16 protein-coding genes, 1 tRNA gene and 1 pseudogene are annotated in these 17,257 nt (G+C 44.0%); 6 read left to right on the top strand and 12 right to left on the bottom strand.

All coding sequences use genetic code 11. The features are described from left to right. Nucleotides 1-297 precede the first annotated feature (297 nt). Nucleotides 298-678, top strand: a complete 381-nt coding sequence (locus G5A70_RS08655) for a helix-turn-helix domain-containing protein (protein WP_173749258.1) — start codon at nt 298-300, stop codon at nt 676-678. Between the two features lie 23 nt (nt 679-701). Here G5A70_RS08655 and G5A70_RS08650 read toward each other — a convergent pair whose 3' ends face one another. The 8 genes from G5A70_RS08650 to G5A70_RS08615 form a co-directional block, all read right to left on the bottom strand. Next, complete coding sequence (locus G5A70_RS08650) at nt 702-1,436, bottom strand: cell wall hydrolase (RefSeq protein ID WP_173749257.1); 735 nt, start codon at nt 1,434-1,436, stop codon at nt 702-704. Between the two features lie 196 nt (nt 1,437-1,632). Beyond that, nucleotides 1,633-2,445 (bottom strand): TrmH family RNA methyltransferase, encoded by an 813-nt coding sequence (locus G5A70_RS08645; protein ID WP_173749256.1) that lies wholly within the window; start codon nt 2,443-2,445, stop codon nt 1,633-1,635. A gap of 61 nt (nt 2,446-2,506) precedes the next feature. Continuing rightward, a complete protein-coding gene (gene pfkA / locus G5A70_RS08640; protein WP_173749255.1) occupies nt 2,507-3,508 on the bottom strand; it encodes a 6-phosphofructokinase in 1,002 nt (333 codons plus the stop codon). Nucleotides 3,509-3,571: 63 nt separating this feature from the next. Further along, the gene (locus tag G5A70_RS08635; protein ID WP_173749254.1) at nt 3,572-7,054 is read right to left on the bottom strand and encodes a DNA polymerase III subunit alpha; all 3,483 of its coding nucleotides are present in this window, start codon (nt 7,052-7,054) and stop codon (nt 3,572-3,574) included. Nucleotides 7,055-7,070: 16 nt separating this feature from the next. Next, nucleotides 7,071-7,661: a class I SAM-dependent methyltransferase gene (locus G5A70_RS08630; protein ID WP_173749253.1), complete on the bottom strand. Its 591-nt coding sequence runs from the start codon at nt 7,659-7,661 to the stop codon at nt 7,071-7,073. Nucleotides 7,662-7,743: 82 nt separating this feature from the next. Further along, nucleotides 7,744-8,583, bottom strand: a complete 840-nt coding sequence (locus G5A70_RS08625; RefSeq protein ID WP_173749252.1) for a S1 RNA-binding domain-containing protein — start codon at nt 8,581-8,583, stop codon at nt 7,744-7,746. Nucleotides 8,584-8,594: 11 nt separating this feature from the next. Next, on the bottom strand, nt 8,595-9,299 hold the full coding sequence (locus G5A70_RS08620; protein ID WP_173749251.1) for an acyl-[acyl-carrier-protein] thioesterase: 705 nt from the start codon (nt 9,297-9,299) through the stop codon (nt 8,595-8,597). A 124-nt stretch (nt 9,300-9,423) separates the two neighbouring features. Continuing rightward, a tRNA-Gln gene (locus G5A70_RS08615) sits at nt 9,424-9,495 on the bottom strand. Between the two features lie 284 nt (nt 9,496-9,779). On the opposite strand from G5A70_RS08615, the gene G5A70_RS08610 reads away from it, so the two are divergent. Together G5A70_RS08610 and G5A70_RS08605 are read left to right on the top strand one after the other, a co-directional pair. Continuing rightward, the gene (locus G5A70_RS08610) at nt 9,780-10,232 is read left to right on the top strand and encodes a M15 family metallopeptidase (protein ID WP_226853573.1); all 453 of its coding nucleotides are present in this window, start codon (nt 9,780-9,782) and stop codon (nt 10,230-10,232) included. Between the two features lie 90 nt (nt 10,233-10,322). Next, the gene (locus G5A70_RS08605; RefSeq protein WP_173749250.1) at nt 10,323-11,789 is read left to right on the top strand and encodes a nicotinate phosphoribosyltransferase; all 1,467 of its coding nucleotides are present in this window, start codon (nt 10,323-10,325) and stop codon (nt 11,787-11,789) included. A gap of 46 nt (nt 11,790-11,835) precedes the next feature. On the opposite strand, the gene spoVT is transcribed toward G5A70_RS08605, so the two are convergent. From spoVT to G5A70_RS08590, 3 genes and pseudogenes are all read right to left on the bottom strand, one after another. Next, entirely contained in the window at nt 11,836-12,378 is a 543-nt protein-coding gene (gene spoVT / locus G5A70_RS08600) for a stage V sporulation protein T (RefSeq protein WP_173749249.1), read from the bottom strand. Nucleotides 12,379-12,500: 122 nt separating this feature from the next. Then, nucleotides 12,501-13,345 (bottom strand): annotated as a pseudogene (locus G5A70_RS16120) (KilA-N domain-containing protein). After that, nucleotides 13,323-13,544: a helix-turn-helix domain-containing protein gene (locus G5A70_RS08590; RefSeq protein WP_173749248.1), complete on the bottom strand. Its 222-nt coding sequence runs from the start codon at nt 13,542-13,544 to the stop codon at nt 13,323-13,325. Before G5A70_RS08590 ends, G5A70_RS16120 begins: the two are co-directional and overlap by 23 nt. Nucleotides 13,545-13,751: 207 nt before the next feature. Here G5A70_RS08590 and G5A70_RS08585 point away from each other — a divergent pair, with 207 nt between their 5' ends. After that, nucleotides 13,752-14,171: an ATP-binding cassette domain-containing protein gene (locus G5A70_RS08585; RefSeq protein WP_173749247.1), complete on the top strand. Its 420-nt coding sequence runs from the start codon at nt 13,752-13,754 to the stop codon at nt 14,169-14,171. Then, nucleotides 14,149-14,601, top strand: coding sequence for a hypothetical protein (locus G5A70_RS15990; RefSeq protein WP_302229413.1), 453 nt, complete (start codon nt 14,149-14,151; stop codon nt 14,599-14,601). The genes G5A70_RS08585 and G5A70_RS15990 overlap by 23 nt, the downstream gene beginning before the upstream one ends. Nucleotides 14,602-15,015: 414 nt before the next feature. On the opposite strand, the gene G5A70_RS08575 is transcribed toward G5A70_RS15990, so the two are convergent. Beyond that, nucleotides 15,016-15,861: an HAD family hydrolase gene (locus G5A70_RS08575; protein ID WP_173749246.1), complete on the bottom strand. Its 846-nt coding sequence runs from the start codon at nt 15,859-15,861 to the stop codon at nt 15,016-15,018. Between the two features lie 182 nt (nt 15,862-16,043). Here G5A70_RS08575 and G5A70_RS08570 point away from each other — a divergent pair, with 182 nt between their 5' ends. After that, entirely contained in the window at nt 16,044-17,225 is a 1,182-nt protein-coding gene (locus G5A70_RS08570) for a MalY/PatB family protein (RefSeq protein ID WP_173749245.1), read from the top strand. Nucleotides 17,226-17,257 lie beyond the last annotated feature (32 nt).

The following is a 17,257-nucleotide window of genomic DNA, read 5'->3' as shown; positions in this document are numbered from 1 at the left end:
AATATTCTGAAAATAACAACGTTTTTTTTCGTTATCCAGGCAAAATTATTCCGGCTAAAAAATGATAAATAATTTCCAATATCCTGTCAGACTTCACTTTATCTAAAAGAAGAAGAATTTCTTCTTCGTAATTACATTCCAAGTTTCTGTCCTCCCCAAAACTCATTTTTGTATATTTTATACAATGCGCAATAAGTAAGATAGTATATGAATTTCCATTTTTTGTCAATAGTCTTCGTTGACATACAACATTTTTCGTACTATACTTATAAAAAATACGAGAAAGCAGGACATATTATGGGATTTGGCAAAAGAATCAAAGACAGGCGTGCAGAACTCCGCATGTCCAGCACCCAGCTGGCTGAAAAAATCGGCGTATCCAAGCAGACCATCAGCGGCTACGAACTGGAACGGACCTATCCGAATCCGGAAAAACTAAGCCGCATCATCACTGCACTGGACTGTGACGCAAATTATCTGTATCAGGATTTTATCAATATCGAAACACTCAGAAAAAACAGAAACGGTCTTACGGAAGAAGAATTTGAACTTATCCGCAAATACCGCCTCTTAAATGACCACGGCAAATTTGTGGTATCCCAACTGGCTGCCATTGAATATGACCGTATGTTAGACGGTCTGGAGCGTCGAAAAAAATCAGAGGAGCCGCTGTATTAACCAGCAGCTCCTCTTTCTGAATTTTAGTAAAATGTCTGATTTCCAATGGTAAGACCATTTCCGCTTCCCGCATGGAAGAAGAGGCGGTCTCCGATGGTATTGGCGCCTGCAAACACATCTCTTGCTGCATCATAGCAGTCCTGTCTGGCTCCCCGGCTTAAAACGGACGCCAGCTTTCCGGTGGATGCCGGTGTAAACTGTCCGCTCTGATAAATAACCTCGGACAGTGTATTGGGGAACTGGCTGCTGCGGATACGATTCATAATGACTGCTCCCACACCGATTTTTCCCTCGTAAGACTCTCCCCCAGCCTCACATTCAATAATGGCTGCCATTAAATCCAGATCTGCATCGGATACGGATACCGCCTGCTGACTGACAGGCGCTGCCGTCTCTGCTGCTGCCAGAGGCTCTGCCCCTACCAGTTCGCTGTCTCCGTATACAGATTCAAAAAGCTGCTGTGCCTCTTCCCCTGACACCAGCAAGTCCTCACGGATATATCCTGAAATCTCCCCTGATTCCACCTGAATCCATCCATTTTCTTCTCCCACAACAGAAACAACCGCTCCTGCCGGAAGCATTCCTACCCTTTCGGAATTTATATCAGCACTTTTACGGATATTGGCATATGTATTCACATCTGCCGCCGCTTTATCATTCCAGTCTATGGTTGCCGCCATGGCCGGAATAGTTGTCATAATTGTCATAACTCCCACTGTACCTGCACATGCCAAAAGTTTCTTTGTTCTTTCTTTCATTGAACTATAACCTCCTGATAAGTCTGTCGTTTCATATTTGTTACAGATTTATTAAGTTTTGTTACGAACTTATTCTACCAAGGTTACATTTATTTGTCAACCCGGTATTTTTTGTAACATTTTACAGGATTTGGTGGGACGAGGCATAAAAAATAGCGAATATGTCAAAATATTCGCTATTTTTTATATTTTATATTCAATTTATGTTTCTACGCTGTCTGCTGGCCTCATACATCAAAATTCCGGAAGCCATGGCAGCATTTAAAGATTCCACACTTCCCTCCATGGGAATACGGATAAGCGTATCTGCCTGAGCTGTCAGTTCATCGGTAAGTCCATTTCCTTCATTCCCTATAAAAAATGCCGTTCCTTTTTCATAGTTTTCTCTGTCATAGGTATGTTTGCCTTTTAAATGCGCCGCATAAGTTCTGATTTCTCGTTCCTTTAACAGAGGAAGTACCTCTTCTGCAATGGAATCCACATATAAAACCGGCATCCGATATATGGAACCCATAGTAGAACGAATCACCTTGGGATTATACACATCTACCGACGTCCTGCTGAGAATTACCCCGGTCACCCCTGCCCCCTCTCCGGTACGAATGATGGTCCCCAGATTTCCCGGGTCCTGCAAATCCTCCAGTATCATGAGAAGAGGAGTTCCTTTTGTCTTAAGAAGTCCTTCCAGCCTCCGGTTCTGCATACGGATCAGACATAAGACTCCCTGGGGTGTGACAGTGTCAGACAAGCTCTTAAATACTCTGTCTTCCACAATTTCTACCTTCTGTCCTCCGGGGCCGTCCAGACCCTTTTCGGCCAGCACTTCCCCACATTCTTCTTTTGCCGAAAAGGATTCTGATACATACACTTTCTCAATCCGCTCTGCCGGCGCTTCCCGAAACATCTTCACACCTTCTACGGCAAAAAGTCCTTCTTCCCGTCTGGTTTTTGCCTTCTTTAATATCTGCTGCACCTTTTTTATCTGTGCATTGGAACTGCTTGTAATCATATACTCTTCCTCTCCTGAAAGAAAAAGGGCGCACATCTGCACGCCCTTTTCCTTTTTATATTTACTGATTATTTTTGCTGTAGTTGTGGGACAGAGAATAACTCACCTCATACTGGTACTCGGAAATAGATTTCTTCATTGCCAGAGCTTCATTAATGTCCATATCAATGTACTCTCCGTCTCTATAGCAGATAACTCTCTTTGTCTTGCCTTCCAGAAGGATGTCCACAGCCTTTGCTCCCATGATAGATGCATATACACGGTCTTTGCAGGTAGGAGTTCCACCGCGCTGCATATGTCCCAGAATGGTTGCTCTTGTCTCAATACCGGTTGCAGCCTCAATACGCTTTGCCATGGCCTGAGAATGTCCAATACCTTCTGCATTGATAATAATATGATGTTTTTTACCTTTTTTACGGTTATCAATAATATTGTTGATGATTCTCTGCTCATCATAATCGTATTTTTCAGGAAGCAGGATATCCTCTGCACCATTGGCAATACCGCACCACAAGGCCAGGTATCCGGCATTTCTTCCCATAACTTCGATAATACTTACACGCTCATGAGAAGTGGAAGTATCACGAACCTTGTCAATAGCTTCCATTGCTGTATTTACAGCTGTATCAAATCCGATTGTATATTCTGTACAGGCAATATCCAGGTCAATGGTTCCCGGCACACCTACGGCATTAATTCCCAGATTTGCCAGTTTCTGAGCACCTGCAAAGGAACCGTCACCGCCGATAACAACAAGTCCGTCAATCCCGTGCTTTCTGCAAACCTCTGCTGCTCTTTTCTGACCTTCTTCTGTACGCATTTCTGCACAGCGGGCTGTATAGAGAACGGTACCGCCCCTCTGAATGGTATCGGAAACATCCACAGCCGTCATATCAATAATTTCTTCGTTAATGAGACCGCTGTATCCTTTTAAAATTCCTTTCATATTGATGCCGCGGCTCAAACCTCTTCTGACAACCGCACGGATTGCCGCATTCATTCCCGGCGCATCTCCACCACTTGTTAAAACACCTATTGTCTTTATTTCTTTATTCGCAGTCATCTTTCTCCTCCATCTCGCTGGCAGTTTTCTTATTTTCGTTTATTCGTTCAATCGAATCTTATTTTAATTCATTTTTCCCAGTTTTTCAATACTCTTTTCTACAACTTTTACATTGTCTTTCCCGTATTTTTCATACAGTCTGTCCAACAGTTCTTCGTTGATTTTTACCGTCTTAGAGGCCCCCAGACGTTTCACGGCTTTCGGTGATTTGATATACACCACCACCTGATCCTGACCGTCTGAATCACGAAGCAGTCTGTAAATCTCCTGCTCTTTTGCAAGAAATTCCTCCTTGCTGGCAAACTGCAGCCACAATTCTCTCGGTACTTCCTCAAAGGAAAAAATTTTTTCACAGATAAGTTTGCTTGCCTTATCGTCTTCTGCAGACACCCGGCCTTGAATAAACACCTTGTCATCTACATTCATAAACTGCACATTCTTCTCATAATCCCGTGGAAATACCACTACTTCCACGGTTCCCACCAGGTCTTCCAAGGTAAGGAATGCCATAACTTTGTTTGTCTTTGTATATTTAATGGTCTTGGCTATAATCATTCCGCCCACAATGGCTTTTGCCCCGTCTGTCACCCTGGGGGTCCCTGTCTCTTCATCCGGCTGAAAATCTGCAGTTACCGCAGAGATATTCTTTCTCCATTTTTCCTCATATTCTTCCAGAGGATGTCCGCTTACATAGATGCCCAGGACTTCTTTTTCAAAAGCCAGCTTTGCCTCCTTGGGATATTCCTCCACATCCGGCATGCGTATCTCATAGGCAACTTTCTCCTCTTCAGAAACCAGGTCGAACAGACTCATCTGCCCCGCCATAACATTTTTCTTTTCCTGTACCACAGCATCCAGAATCTGCACATAAACCATCATCTTCTGCCGTCTGTTTCCCGGAAGTTCATCAAAAGCTCCCGCCTTAATAAAGTTTTCAATTACCTTTTTGTTGACTTCCTTTCCCGCCATCCGTTCGATGAAATCCCGCAGGTTTTTAAAAACCCCTCTCTCCCTGCGCTCTTCTACAATAGACTCAATCACCTGACGGCCTACTCCTTTAATGGCAGACAGCCCATAGCGGATTCCACCGTTATCTACGGAAAATTCGCTGACTCCTTTATTGATGTCCGGAGGCAGAATGTCAATCTCCATTTTCCGGCTGGATAATATATATTCTGCCACTTTAGAAGGGTTATCAATCACGGAAGTCATAATTGCCGCCATAAATTCCACCGGAAAGTAATATTTCAGGTATGCCGTCTGGTAAGAAACCACTGCGTAGGCTGCTGCGTGGGATTTGTTAAAGGCATATTTGGCAAAATCAATCATTTCATCATAAATTTTGTTTCCGATTTCCTCGGAAATTCCCTTTTTGATACAACCCGGAACTCCTTCTTCCTCGTTTCCGTACACAAAGCTCTGCCGTTCTTTTTCCATAACTGCAGCTTTCTTCTTGCTCATAGCACGGCGCAAAAGGTCGCTTCGTCCCAAAGTATAGCCCCCCAGAGACTGCACAATCTGCATAACCTGTTCCTGGTACACAATACAGCCATAGGTAGCCTTTAAAATCGGTTCCAGTTCCGGACAGTCATAGGTGATACTTTCCGCATTGTTCTTTCCTTTGATATACTGAGGAATAAAATCCATGGGACCCGGACGGTACAGAGCAATCCCCGCAATAATATCTTCCAGATTCTGCGGCTTTAGTTCCTTCATGAAGTTTGTCATGCCGCTGCTTTCCACCTGGAACACACCATCCGTCTTTCCGGCGCCCAACATGGCGAATACTTTTTTATCGTCATAGTCTATATGGTCAATATCCAGTCTGATTCCCTTGTTTTTCTCTGCCAGTTTCACCGCATTCTGGATAACAGTCAGAGTCCGAAGGCCCAGGAAATCCATTTTCAGAAGTCCCAGTTCTTCCAACGTTGTCATGGTAAACTGTGTAACCAGGGAACCGTCGGAGGCTCTGGAAAGAGGCACATACTCATCCACAGACTTCTGGCTGATAACCACGCCTGCAGCATGCATAGAGGTGTGTCTGGGCAGTCCTTCCAGACGCCTGCTCATATCGATAAGCTTCCGCACCGTATCATCCGTATCATACAGTTCTTTTAATTCCGGATTCATTTTCAGCGCAAGGTCAATGGTGATATTCAGTTCCTTTGGTATCATTTTCGCAATGGAATCACACTGGTTGTAAGGCAAATCCATAACGCGTCCCACATCCCGGATAACACCTCTGGCCGCCATGGTACCGAAGGTTACAATCTGCACCACCCGGTCTTTTCCGTACTTTTGCACCACATAATCAATAACTTCCTGCCGTCTTTCAAAACAAAAATCCACATCTATATCCGGCATGGATACTCGCTCCGGATTCAGGAATCGTTCAAAGAGCAAATCATACTTAATCGGATCCAGTTTGGTGATACCCAGAGTATAGGAAACCAGACTTCCCGCAGCAGAACCACGCCCCGGTCCTACCATAATGTCATGGTCCCTGGCAAACTTAATAAAATCCCACACGATCAGAAAATAGTCCACATACCCCATTTTCTGAATAACGCCCAGTTCATAATTCAAACGTTCTTTTAAAGGTTCCAAATCCCCATCATATCTCTCTTCCAGTCCCTCAAAGCACAGCTTATTCAGGTATTCCCAGGAAGTATAAGATTCAGGCACATCAAATTTCGGCAGTTTCGTCACCCCAAATTCAATTTCCACCTGACACCGGTCTGCAATTTTCTGGGTATTTTCCAGCGCTTCCGGAATATAGGGAAACAGCTTTGCCATCTCTTCCGGAGATTTCACATAATACTGACCCCCCTCATATCGCATACGATCCTCGTCCTGCAGTCGTTTTCCCGTCTGCACACAGAGCAGAATGTCATGGGCCTCCACGTCTGTATCGTAGGTGTAGTGCACATCATTCGTTACAACTAAATCAATCCCCGTCTCCTGATGCATACGCAAAAGCTGCTGATTCACCGTCTGCTGCTGGGGAATCCCATGGTCCTGCATTTCCAGAAAGAAGTTCCCCTTTCCAAAAATATCCTGATACCGAAGCGCCGCCTTTTTCGCTTCCTCATATAATCCTCTGGCGAGATTTTTTGCAACTTCTCCTGCAAGACATGCACTTAATGCAATAATTCCTTCATGGTATTCCTCCAGAAGTTCTATATCTACCCTGGGCTTATAATAAAATCCATCTATAAATGCCTTTGACACTATTTTCATCAAATTTTGATAACCCTGGTTGTTCTCCGCCAGAAGCACCAGATGATAATAGCGGTCTTCCGAATGACCTGCCTCTCTGTCAAAGCGGGAACCCGGAGCAACATACACCTCGCAGCCCAGAATGGGCTTAATCCCTGCGGCTTTTGCTGCCTTATAAAAATCAATGCAGCCAAACATGACTCCATGGTCTGTTATGGCCGCACTGTTCATTCCCAGTTCCTTCACTCTGGCTACATATTCATTTATCTTATTGGAACCGTCCAGAAGACTGTATTCCGTATGTACATGCAAATGAGCAAATTCCACTGTATCTCTCCTTTGATTAATCCTGCTTTTCCTTGCGAAGAAGAACATTAAACCAACGATTACTCTTGTCTGCCCTTACATCGCTTGTCTTCCAAATATCCAAAACTTTTATATTAGAAAAAGAATCCAAAAGGTCATTGAGTGCCTCTCTGTCATAATCATAGAAATACCTTCCGTTGTATCTGCCGTTTCTATCACCCTTGCGGACAGAAAAATACAGAATTCCATCTTCTTTCAGTGCTTTGAGAATCTTTTCCATGGCAGACTTTACTTCCTGCGGCGAAAAATGTCCCAAAATGGCACATGCCCAGATTCCATCAAACACATCATCAAATTCCATATCCTCCACTCTCAGATGAAGAACTTCCTTTCCTGTATGGATGCTGGCCAGTTCACACATTTTTTCTGATCCATCCATAGCAGTTACAACACAGCCTTCTTCCTCCAGACTTACTGTATCTCTTCCTGACCCGCAGCCTAAATCAAGGACATCGGCACTTTCCGGCAAAAACTCAACAAAACGGGCAATCTGCTCCTCCATGCCAAAATCCACGGTTTCTTCATAATAAGGTACTGCGTACCGGTCATAATAATCTATCGAGTCCACTTATTTTCCTCCTTCTGGACATAAAATGAGCAATTTTCAAATACGCTCTCAGTATAGCATATTCTTTCCTTTTGGAAAAGCCTTACAGGGCATAAATTTTTCCGTTTTTTATTTCTATTTTTTTCTCTTTCAGAAGATGTCCCACGGCCCTTTTAAATGCATTTTTACTGAGCCCGAACTCCCTTTGAATGACTTCCGGTGACGCCTTATCATCAAAAGGCAGTTCTCCTTCAAACTCCTGAATGATTTCATACACACTTTCTGCATCTTCATGAAGCTGGATATATGCTTTTTGCTTTGCACTCAGTGTCAGCTTTCCGTCTTCTCTTACTGCGGTGACTCTACAGGTCAGCTCGTCTCCTACCTTATAATTCCCCTGCGCTTCCTGCTTTGGAATCAATGCGGAATATTTATAGTCCACTGCCACAAACACACCGAAATTATCACTGATTTCATATACCACACCAGTCACCGTATCTCCCTGTGCATAAGGCGAATCCGTCTGCAGATAATGGTAGACTTTCATCGTAGCGCACAGACGACTGCTCTTATCAATGTAAAGGGCCACAAGCACCTCTTCTCCCTCGTGCAGCTTCTTGGTCTGCTCTTTATATGGAAGAAACAGGTCCTTTTCCAGTCCCCAGTCCAGAAATGCACCGATACGGCTGGTCTGCGCCACTTTTAAGACTCCAATCTGTCCCAACAGAATTTTCGGCTCTCTTACAGTAGCAATCAGACGGTCAGAAGAATCCCTGTATATAAATACAGAAATCTTCTCTCCTTTCCTGGTGCCTTCGGGCACTTGTTTTTTAGGAAGAAGCACCGTATCTTTATCCTCTGCCTGCTCCCTTTCCCCCAGATACACACCAAAATCCACAATTTTCACAACTATCAGTTCCTGCTTTTTTCCTAATTCTATCATCTCAATCTCCTCTATTTTAACTCAACCACTGCATAGGCCTCCCCTGCAGTATTGTCCAGAACCACCGTATAAACACCATTTTCCTCATGCACACTGGGTACAATGATATCTCCCAGCTTTGCCTGGTTTTTATATTCCGCCCGCATTTGTTTCACCGCAAAATCTGCCGGAAGGTATTCCTGTGCCATAAGCACATACTGTCCGTTATTCACATGATGATTGGTATCCAGATGATGAGGCCTTACAGCAAAAGACGGGTATTCTTTACCGTTTATAGGCTTTTTTATCTTTCTCGGCGCATAGTCCATATCCAGCTTTTCTTCCAATCCGTATGCCTGCAGCTGTTTTTCGTCTATGGAAACCGGACGGCCTGTCTGCATATTAAGAAGGGTCCAATATGTATTGGCACAGGCAATCAGATTCCCTTCTGTATCTTCCATGGTAAAATTCCTGCTTCCCAAAAAATGCCGGAAATTATAAGCCCAGGTGGATACCTTTATATTTTCGCACAGTACAGGATAACGTTCAACCACAATCTGCCAGGCAGAAAGTACCCAGGCCTGGCTTTTAGCTCCCAAAAAGTCCATGCCTACCCCTGCCGCTTCTGACTGAAAAGTACTGCAGTCCTGAAAATAATTAATCATACCATTTAAAGTCAGATGTCTGTCTTCTCCGATTTCACTATACCGGACTCTGCTGTCAAAAGAATATTTCATTTTTCCAATCTCCCTTGATACAAAAACTGTTTTCCTGCATCTCTGCTTTGCTATACCGGGTATCTCTAAGCAGTTTTCCATATAACAAAAAATATCCCAGACATTTTGTCTGAGATATTCAAAGCTGGGCTACAAGGATTCGAACCTTGAAATGACGGAGTCAGAGTCCGTTGCCTTACCGTTTGGCGATAGCCCATTGTCTTGTGTTGTGCCTCACAACAAAATGTATTATATACGATTCTTTTTTAAAATGCAAGCCTTTTTTTCAAATTTTTTTTATTTTTTTATATACCCTCTTTTTCCAGTTCTATTTTCCTTTTCTCCTGCATAAAATATAGCCATTATGAAAGGCAGGTGTTCCGAATATCTTATACATTACTTGTAAATAAATCCCATACGCTCTCCTCCTCGTATGTCCCGCCGTATCTTACAGAAGCCCGCATCCCTTTTCATGATCCTGCACACCATGAGAAAACCCTCATGGAAAAAGCTGCTGCAAAATCCGCTGCAAAGCTTTTCCATCGGGCTGCCGCTGAAAACGTTACGCTCATGGGCATTTCCGGTTACCGCTCTTATAGACGACAGGAAGCCTTATACCGGAATGCCCTGCAAAGAGGCAGTACTGCTGTAGCGCCTCCCGGCACCAGCGAACACCAGACCGGACTGGCCCTGGACATCTCCTGCGCTTCTTTGAATTTTGAACTGGAAGAATCTTTTGCTGCCACAAAAGAAGGAAAATGGTTAAAATCCAACGCACCTTTATACGGTTTCATTCTCCGTTATCCCCGGCGGAAAGAACACATTACAGGATATCCCTGGGAACCCTGGCACATACGCTTTGTAGGGAAGACGCTTTCTCTTTATCTTTCCCTCACCGGGCTGACTTTGGAAGAATACCACGATATGCTCCCCGATTCTTCCCAAATCCGATAGAAAACTTTTTGTATTTGCCGGGAAACGTGGTATAATGGTTGCACAACGTGCAATCCAAGCCGATATTTCTATTACAAAGGAGTGCTGTCTATGAGAGCCTTAAATTTAACACTATTGACTGATTTATATGAACTTACCATGATGCAGGGATATTTCAAAAATCCCACAGACCAGATTGTGGTGTTCGACGCCTTTTACAGAAAGAATCCCTGCGGCGGCGGATATGCCATTGCTGCAGGATTGGAACAGATTATTGAATATATCCGCGACCTACACTTTTCCCCTGATGATATTGACTATTTGAAAGGACTGAACATCTTTGATTCCGATTTTTTGGAATATTTAAGAGGTTTTCATTTTACCGGAGACATTTATGCCATTCCTGAAGGAACGGTGGTCTTCCCAAGAGAGCCTCTCTTAAAAGTCGTTGCCCCCGTTATGGAAGCACAGCTGATAGAAACAGCTATCCTGAATCTGTTGAACCATCAGAGTTTAATTGCCACCAAGGCTTCCCGTGTTGTATATGCTGCAAAGGGTGACGGTGTAATGGAATTTGGTCTGCGCAGAGCCCAGGGACCAGATGCAGGACTGTACGGAGCCAGAGCAGCAGTTATCGGCGGCTGTGTGGGAACCTCCAACGTACTGACCGGACAGATGTTCCATGTACCTGTAAAGGGAACTCATGCGCACAGTTGGATTATGAGTTTCTCTGATGAATACACCGCATTTAAAGCCTATGCCAAATTATATCCCAATGCCTGTATTTTGCTGGTGGATACTTACGATGTTCTGAATTCCGGTGTGCCAAATGCCATCCGCGTATTTAAAGAAATGAAAGAAGCCGGCCTTCCCATGAAGGGATATGGAATCCGCATTGACAGTGGTGATTTGGCTTATCTTTCCAAACAGGCTTATAAAATGCTTTCTGAAGCCGGTTTTGGTGACGCCATTATTTCCGCTTCCAGTGATTTGGACGAATATCTCATTGAAAGTCTGAAAGCCCAGGGTGCAAAAATCAACTCCTGGGGTGTAGGCACTAATCTGATTACCTGTAACGACAACCCTGCATTCGGTGGTGTGTACAAACTGGCAGCTATTAAAAATAAAGAGGATGCAGATTTTGTTCCCAAAATCAAGCTGTCTGAAAACGTAGAAAAAGTGACCAATCCTGGAAATAAGACTATCATGCGTATCTATGACAAAACCACAGGAAAAATCCGTGCAGATTTAATCTGTCTGGAAGATGAGATTTTCAATCCGGATGAAGATATGATTCTATTTGACCCTATGGCCACCTGGAAAAAGACAAAACTCACCGGCGGCTCTTATATATTAAGAGAACTTCTGGTTCCCGTATTCAAGAAAGGAGAATGTGTCTACACATCCCCGTCTGTTATGGAAATCAAAGATATCTGTCAGAAAGAGCTGAACACTCTCTGGGACGAAACAAGACGTTTCACCAATCCTCAGGAAGTTTTCGTTGATTTGTCAGACAAACTCTATAAAATCAAATCCGAACTTTTAGAGGAAATGGGACAGGCATCCATTGAATCTTAAAAAGAAGCAGCAGACTTACGGGGCTTCCCAAAAGTCTGCTGTTTCTTTACTGCTCCATCTGTCTCCCCAGAAATCCCGCTGCTGCCTGCGCCAGTTTTTCTTCCGTCTCCGAAAATTTCCGTCCCCCTGCTTTTTCCAGTATCAACACCGCCCCTACGGCATCTCCGGCACAGGTAATGGTATAAATAACTTGGGCGCCGTATTCTCCTCTGTCATCTTCTACAATTTTCACAAAATCTTTCTCCGTAACACACAAATTTTTCCGGTCTGCAATGACTTCCTCCAGTTCCCTGTGCACCCTTTTCTCTGCAAATTCTCTGGCGCCGCTGCCAGCCGCCGCAATTACCTGGTCCCGGTCTGTAATGCAGGCCATACAACCTGCCGCCTGAGCCAGCGCTTCTGCATACTCTTTTGCAAAAGTTCCCAATTCACCAATAGGAGAATATTTTTTCAGAATAATTTCTCCCTCTCTGTCAGTAAAAATCTCTAACGGGTCGCTTTCCCGGATTCTCAGTGTTCTCCTGATTTCCTTGGGAATCACCACTCTTCCCAAATCATCTATGCGCCTTACAATTCCCGTTGCCTTCACATTCCTGTCCTCCAATTCCACATTTTATAAAGATTCCTATTCTGGTAAATCTAATCTTTGGAGTTATTATGTGGAAATATTCGGGAAATATGCAAAAAATTCACCTCATATCACCCTTGTTTCTATTCCACTTCCGGAAGCTGGGGCAGTTTCAAATTCCCCAGCACTGTCATCTGCTGTATGGTCAGTTCACGAAGCAGAGGCATGCGTTCTGCCTGGGATTTTCCCTGCTGAATCAAAATGGCATTATAACTTTCGGTATTAGTTAAAATTAATAACTGGTGTATAGTTGCTTTATCCCGAATATTGGTCTTATCTTTGGGATGCTCTTCTCTCCATTGCTTTGCCGTCTTACCAAATAAGATGACATTCAGCAGGTCAGCTTCACTGGCATAGGTATAAGATATCTGAGCCGGGGTCAGCCTGAGAGCAATAAATTTTCCCTAATAGCCTCTGTATGAACTTTGTAATTCAGTTTTGCAAGTTCTCTGTTGAGATTCCAGTTTAATGAGAGACGGTTGTTTTCAGCATTCTTTAATCTTTGGTACTCTTCAATAATATAAAGTTTAAACTCCGGTGATATCCATGAAGCAAATTCAAACGCAATATCTCTGTGAGCATACGTTGCAGCATATCTTCCCGCCTTACTTACAATTCCTACTGCATTTGTAGTTCCTATCCACCTTTTTGGTGTAAGAACAAATCCATTAGAACCCGCCTCATTTTTAATCGCCTCGAATTCGAGGCAATTAAACTTAGGATTGTGCAACTTTTCCCATAAACCCAAAAAAGCAACTGTATTTTTTCCTCTGAGCCAATTTTGAATCACATATCCCGGATATTCGCCTTCTCTTTTCCTCGCTATATCCGTCAATGATATATAATCATTTTCAAAATCAAGTGTATAAATATTAATGTCAATCCCATTTGCATGAATCATCTCTTTAACGGTGTTCGTCTTCGCCATCTCCATGCTCCCTCCCTTTTACAAGCTCATCATACTTCAACTGATACGCCAATAATCTGGGAATATATTCTGGCGGAGTCCGTCTGGCCGCCTCCCAGTCTTCTAACGTTCTCACCGGAATCCCCGTATACTCCGAAAACTCCCTGCGATTCATTCCTGTTTGTTCTCTTAAACTCCTGATGGTTTTTGCTGTATCCATAGTTCATCTCCTCGCATTGCGTTTTTCTAAGTATAACACACTTCTCGCACATACGCAATGCGTGTTTAGCGAAATAATATAACACATTGCAATTTCCAATATGGAAATCTCTGATAACTATAAAGATACACTTGATATTTTCGGGCAAACAGGTATATTTATGGTATACACATAGCAGGCGCCATCTGCACAAAGGGAGACGTTTTTATGAATACAATAAGCATTGAACACCTCGGCCGCGATTACGGAGAGGGAAAGGGAATCTTCGACATATCTTTTCATGTAAAGCAGGGTGAAGTCTTTGGTTTTCTGGGGCCCAACGGTGCGGGCAAAACCATTTTAATGTCCAGCCATATATTTGAAGAAGTAGAGCGGACATGTGACCGTATCGGTATTATCCGGAAGGGAAAAATGGTTGCCGTGGATTCTGCTTCCGCGCTGCGGGAGCGACATATCTGCACCTATACTGTAACACTGGAAAGCGAAGCCGCAGCCCAGGCCTTTGCCGGGGATTTTAGCGGTATGCAAAACGGACGGCAAGTTACCGTAAAGCCCAGACAAAGTCTGGAAGAAATTTTTATGAATTACTATGGAGATGAGAAAAATGATGAATCTGACCTTATATAGACGGGAAATGAAAGGAAGTATCCGGCTGCTTCTGATTTTTGGCGCAGTGATGACTCTGTATATTTCCATTATCATCAGCATGTATGACCCTGAAATGATGAAAACCCTAGATAATTTTGCGGAAGTCATGCCGGATTTGATGGCCTCTGTAGGCATGAAAGCCCACGCTTCAAATCTGCTGGGTTTTATGGTGTCTTATCTCTATGGCTTTATTCTGCTGATTTTCCCAATGGTGTTCAGCATACTGCGGGGAAACGCCTTAATTGCCAGATATGTTGACAAAGGCTCTATGCTGTCCCTGATTGCGGCACCGGTAAAGCGGTGCACCATTGCCTTTACACAAATGTCCGTACTCATAAGCGGTATTGTACTTCTTATTTTCTACAGTACCATTCTGGAACTGACTTGTGCTGCAAAGGGCTTTCCGTGAGAACTGGACATTCCCAAACTCCTCGCGCTCAATGGCGGGCTGCTCTGTCTGCATTTATTTATTGGCAGTATTTGTTTTCTTGCCTCCTGCCTTTTTTCCGACACCAAATACAGCCTTGCTTTAGGGGCTGGTGTCCCCGCATTGATGTATGTGCTGCAAATGCTTGCCAATGTAGGAGGGACCGCAGAAAAAGCCAAATATTTCACCTTCTTTACTTTATTCAATGCTGACGGCTTAATCGCAGGAAAAAGCAGCGCCGTCCTTGGAGTCGTAATACTATTGGCAGGAGCTGTACTGCTTTACACTCTTGGGATTCTTGCATTTAACAAAAAAGACCTGTATCTCTAAAGCCAAAGAGGAGACTGCTCCATGAAATGGCAGGCAGCCTCCTCTTCGATTTTCCTCCGTATTCCTTTATTGCACACCAAGATTTTTCTGAAATTCTTGAATTTGTCTGGCTTCTTCCTCACTGCTGTAGGTTCCCTTCAGAAATTGCTTCAATATTTCCGGAAATGCTTCCCAGGATTCTCTCTCCTGATACACCAGCACAGGATAAAAAAGCGCTCCGGCTTCTTTTGCAGCCTTCAAATCTGCCGGTGAGTCGCCTATCATCAGCACATGTCCCGGCTCATATCCTTTCTGCACCAGTTTCTTTAAACACTCTGCTTTTCTTCCGGTTTCCTGGGATACCAATAAGTCTGTATACTGAATCAGCGACTGAGCCTCCCATTCTTTTCGGATTTCTGCCCCATTGGCAGCCGTCACGACCACTACGTCCACATAACTTCTGATGGATTCCAGTGCTTCCCTCGCACCGTCAAAAGGCTGTTTCTTTTTATCGGAAATCATGGCCATGGACTGATTAACAAGATTCGACCACTCCATAGCTTTTCTGATGCAACTGCTTCCCGTACGCTCAAAAGCCTCTTCCAGACTCTCGTCAGAATGTTCTCTGGTCGTCTGCACCCAGTAAATATATTCCGAAAGCCCTTCCACCCGGACATAGTTTTCATGAATCTCTGCAAGCACCTTGGCCAATCCCCGGAAACGATTCAGCCCCCTTGCCGGGCTAAACAGATTCACCTTTCTCCACAACCGGATAATTTCATCTCTGTACTCCTCCAGATTCCATACATGTACCAGACATGGCCCCAGGCAGCGCATGTGCTTCACGTCCATGGTATCCAGCACACAGCCGTCAGAATCCACACAGATTAAAAAATCTTTTGTTTTTTCAAATTCTTTAATTGCTTCTTTCACTTCTTATCCCCCTGTTGCTCATGGTATTTCTTTGCTTTCTATTATACCCGCTTGCCCGGTCTGCCGCAAGAAAGAATCTTTTAAAATTCCGGGAATTCAGAAAACAGACTATTGGAAATCTGCCTTTCCGTGCTATAATAAGTGTGCTTTTATTTTACTGACAGAAAGGGGTTTTTATACTTATGACAACGTACAATTTTGACACTTGTATTGACCGTACGAATACTACATCAATCAAGCACGCTTTCAAAGAAAAATACCATGTTCCTCAGGATGTTCTGCCTCTTTGGGTAGCAGATATGGATTTCCGCTCTCCCGATGAAGTTTGCCAGGCAGTGGAAAAGGCCGGGGCTTTCGGTATTTTCGGATATTCCAGTCCAAAGGAGGACTACTACCATGCCGTAATAGACTGGATGACGAAAAGGCACCACTGGACGCCAAAAAAAGAATGGCTCGTGTGCACACCCGGAGTTGTCTGCGCTATTTCCATTGCTATCAAAGCTCTGACCAAGCCAGAGGATTCTGTTATGATTATGCAGCCGGTTTACCACCCTTTCAAAAATGCGGTAGTCCGCAACGGACGAAAACTGGTCGAAAATCCGCTGGCACTGGGGGAAGACCACCGTTTTTATATGGATTTTGACAAAATCGAAGAACAGTTTGCAAAAGAACAGGTGAAGCTGTTGATTCTCTGCACTCCACACAATCCAGGCGGACGCGTCTGGACAAAGGACGAACTGGAGCGTCTCATTGCTCTTTGTCTGAAATACAAGGTAAAAGTTGTGGCAGATGAAATTCACCATGATTTTGTATTTCCGGGACACGAACATACAGAATTTGCGCCTTTAAATAAAGAAATGCAGGAAAATTGTATTGTCTGCACAGCTCCCAGCAAGACCTTCAACATTGCCGGACTGGGATTGTCCAATATCTTTATTCCCAATTCAGGCTTGCGGACAGCTTTCCAGGAAGAAATGGACAGCGCCGGACTGGACATCATCAATCTGGTGTCCATGGAAGCCTGCAAGGCAGCCTATGCTTACGGCGCAGACTGGCTGGAGCAGCTTTTAGTTTACATAAAGGAAAACGCGGACTATGTACAGAACTTTCTTGCCGTCAACCTTCCCCAGATTGCCATGATGCCTCTGGACGGCACTTACCTGGCCTGGTTGGATTTCTCCGCGCTTGGCATGACACAGGAAGAACTGAACGATTTCCTTCTGAACAAAGCCAAAATCTGGCTGAACAGCGGCGAAATTTTCGGCATAAACGGCGAGGGGCATATGCGGCTGAATATCGGCTGTCCAAGAAGTGTGCTGAAACAGGCAATGGAACAGTTGAAAGCTGCACTGGATAACCGCTGATATCTTTTTCATGCAGACAGGGATGTGACAGA

The sequence above is a fragment of the Blautia hansenii genome (genome assembly GCF_013304445.1).
Taxonomy (GTDB): Bacteria; Bacillota; Clostridia; order Lachnospirales; family Lachnospiraceae; genus Blautia.
The sequence above is the reverse complement of the archived record's forward strand: the minus strand, read 5'-3'. Positions and strand labels throughout refer to the sequence as shown.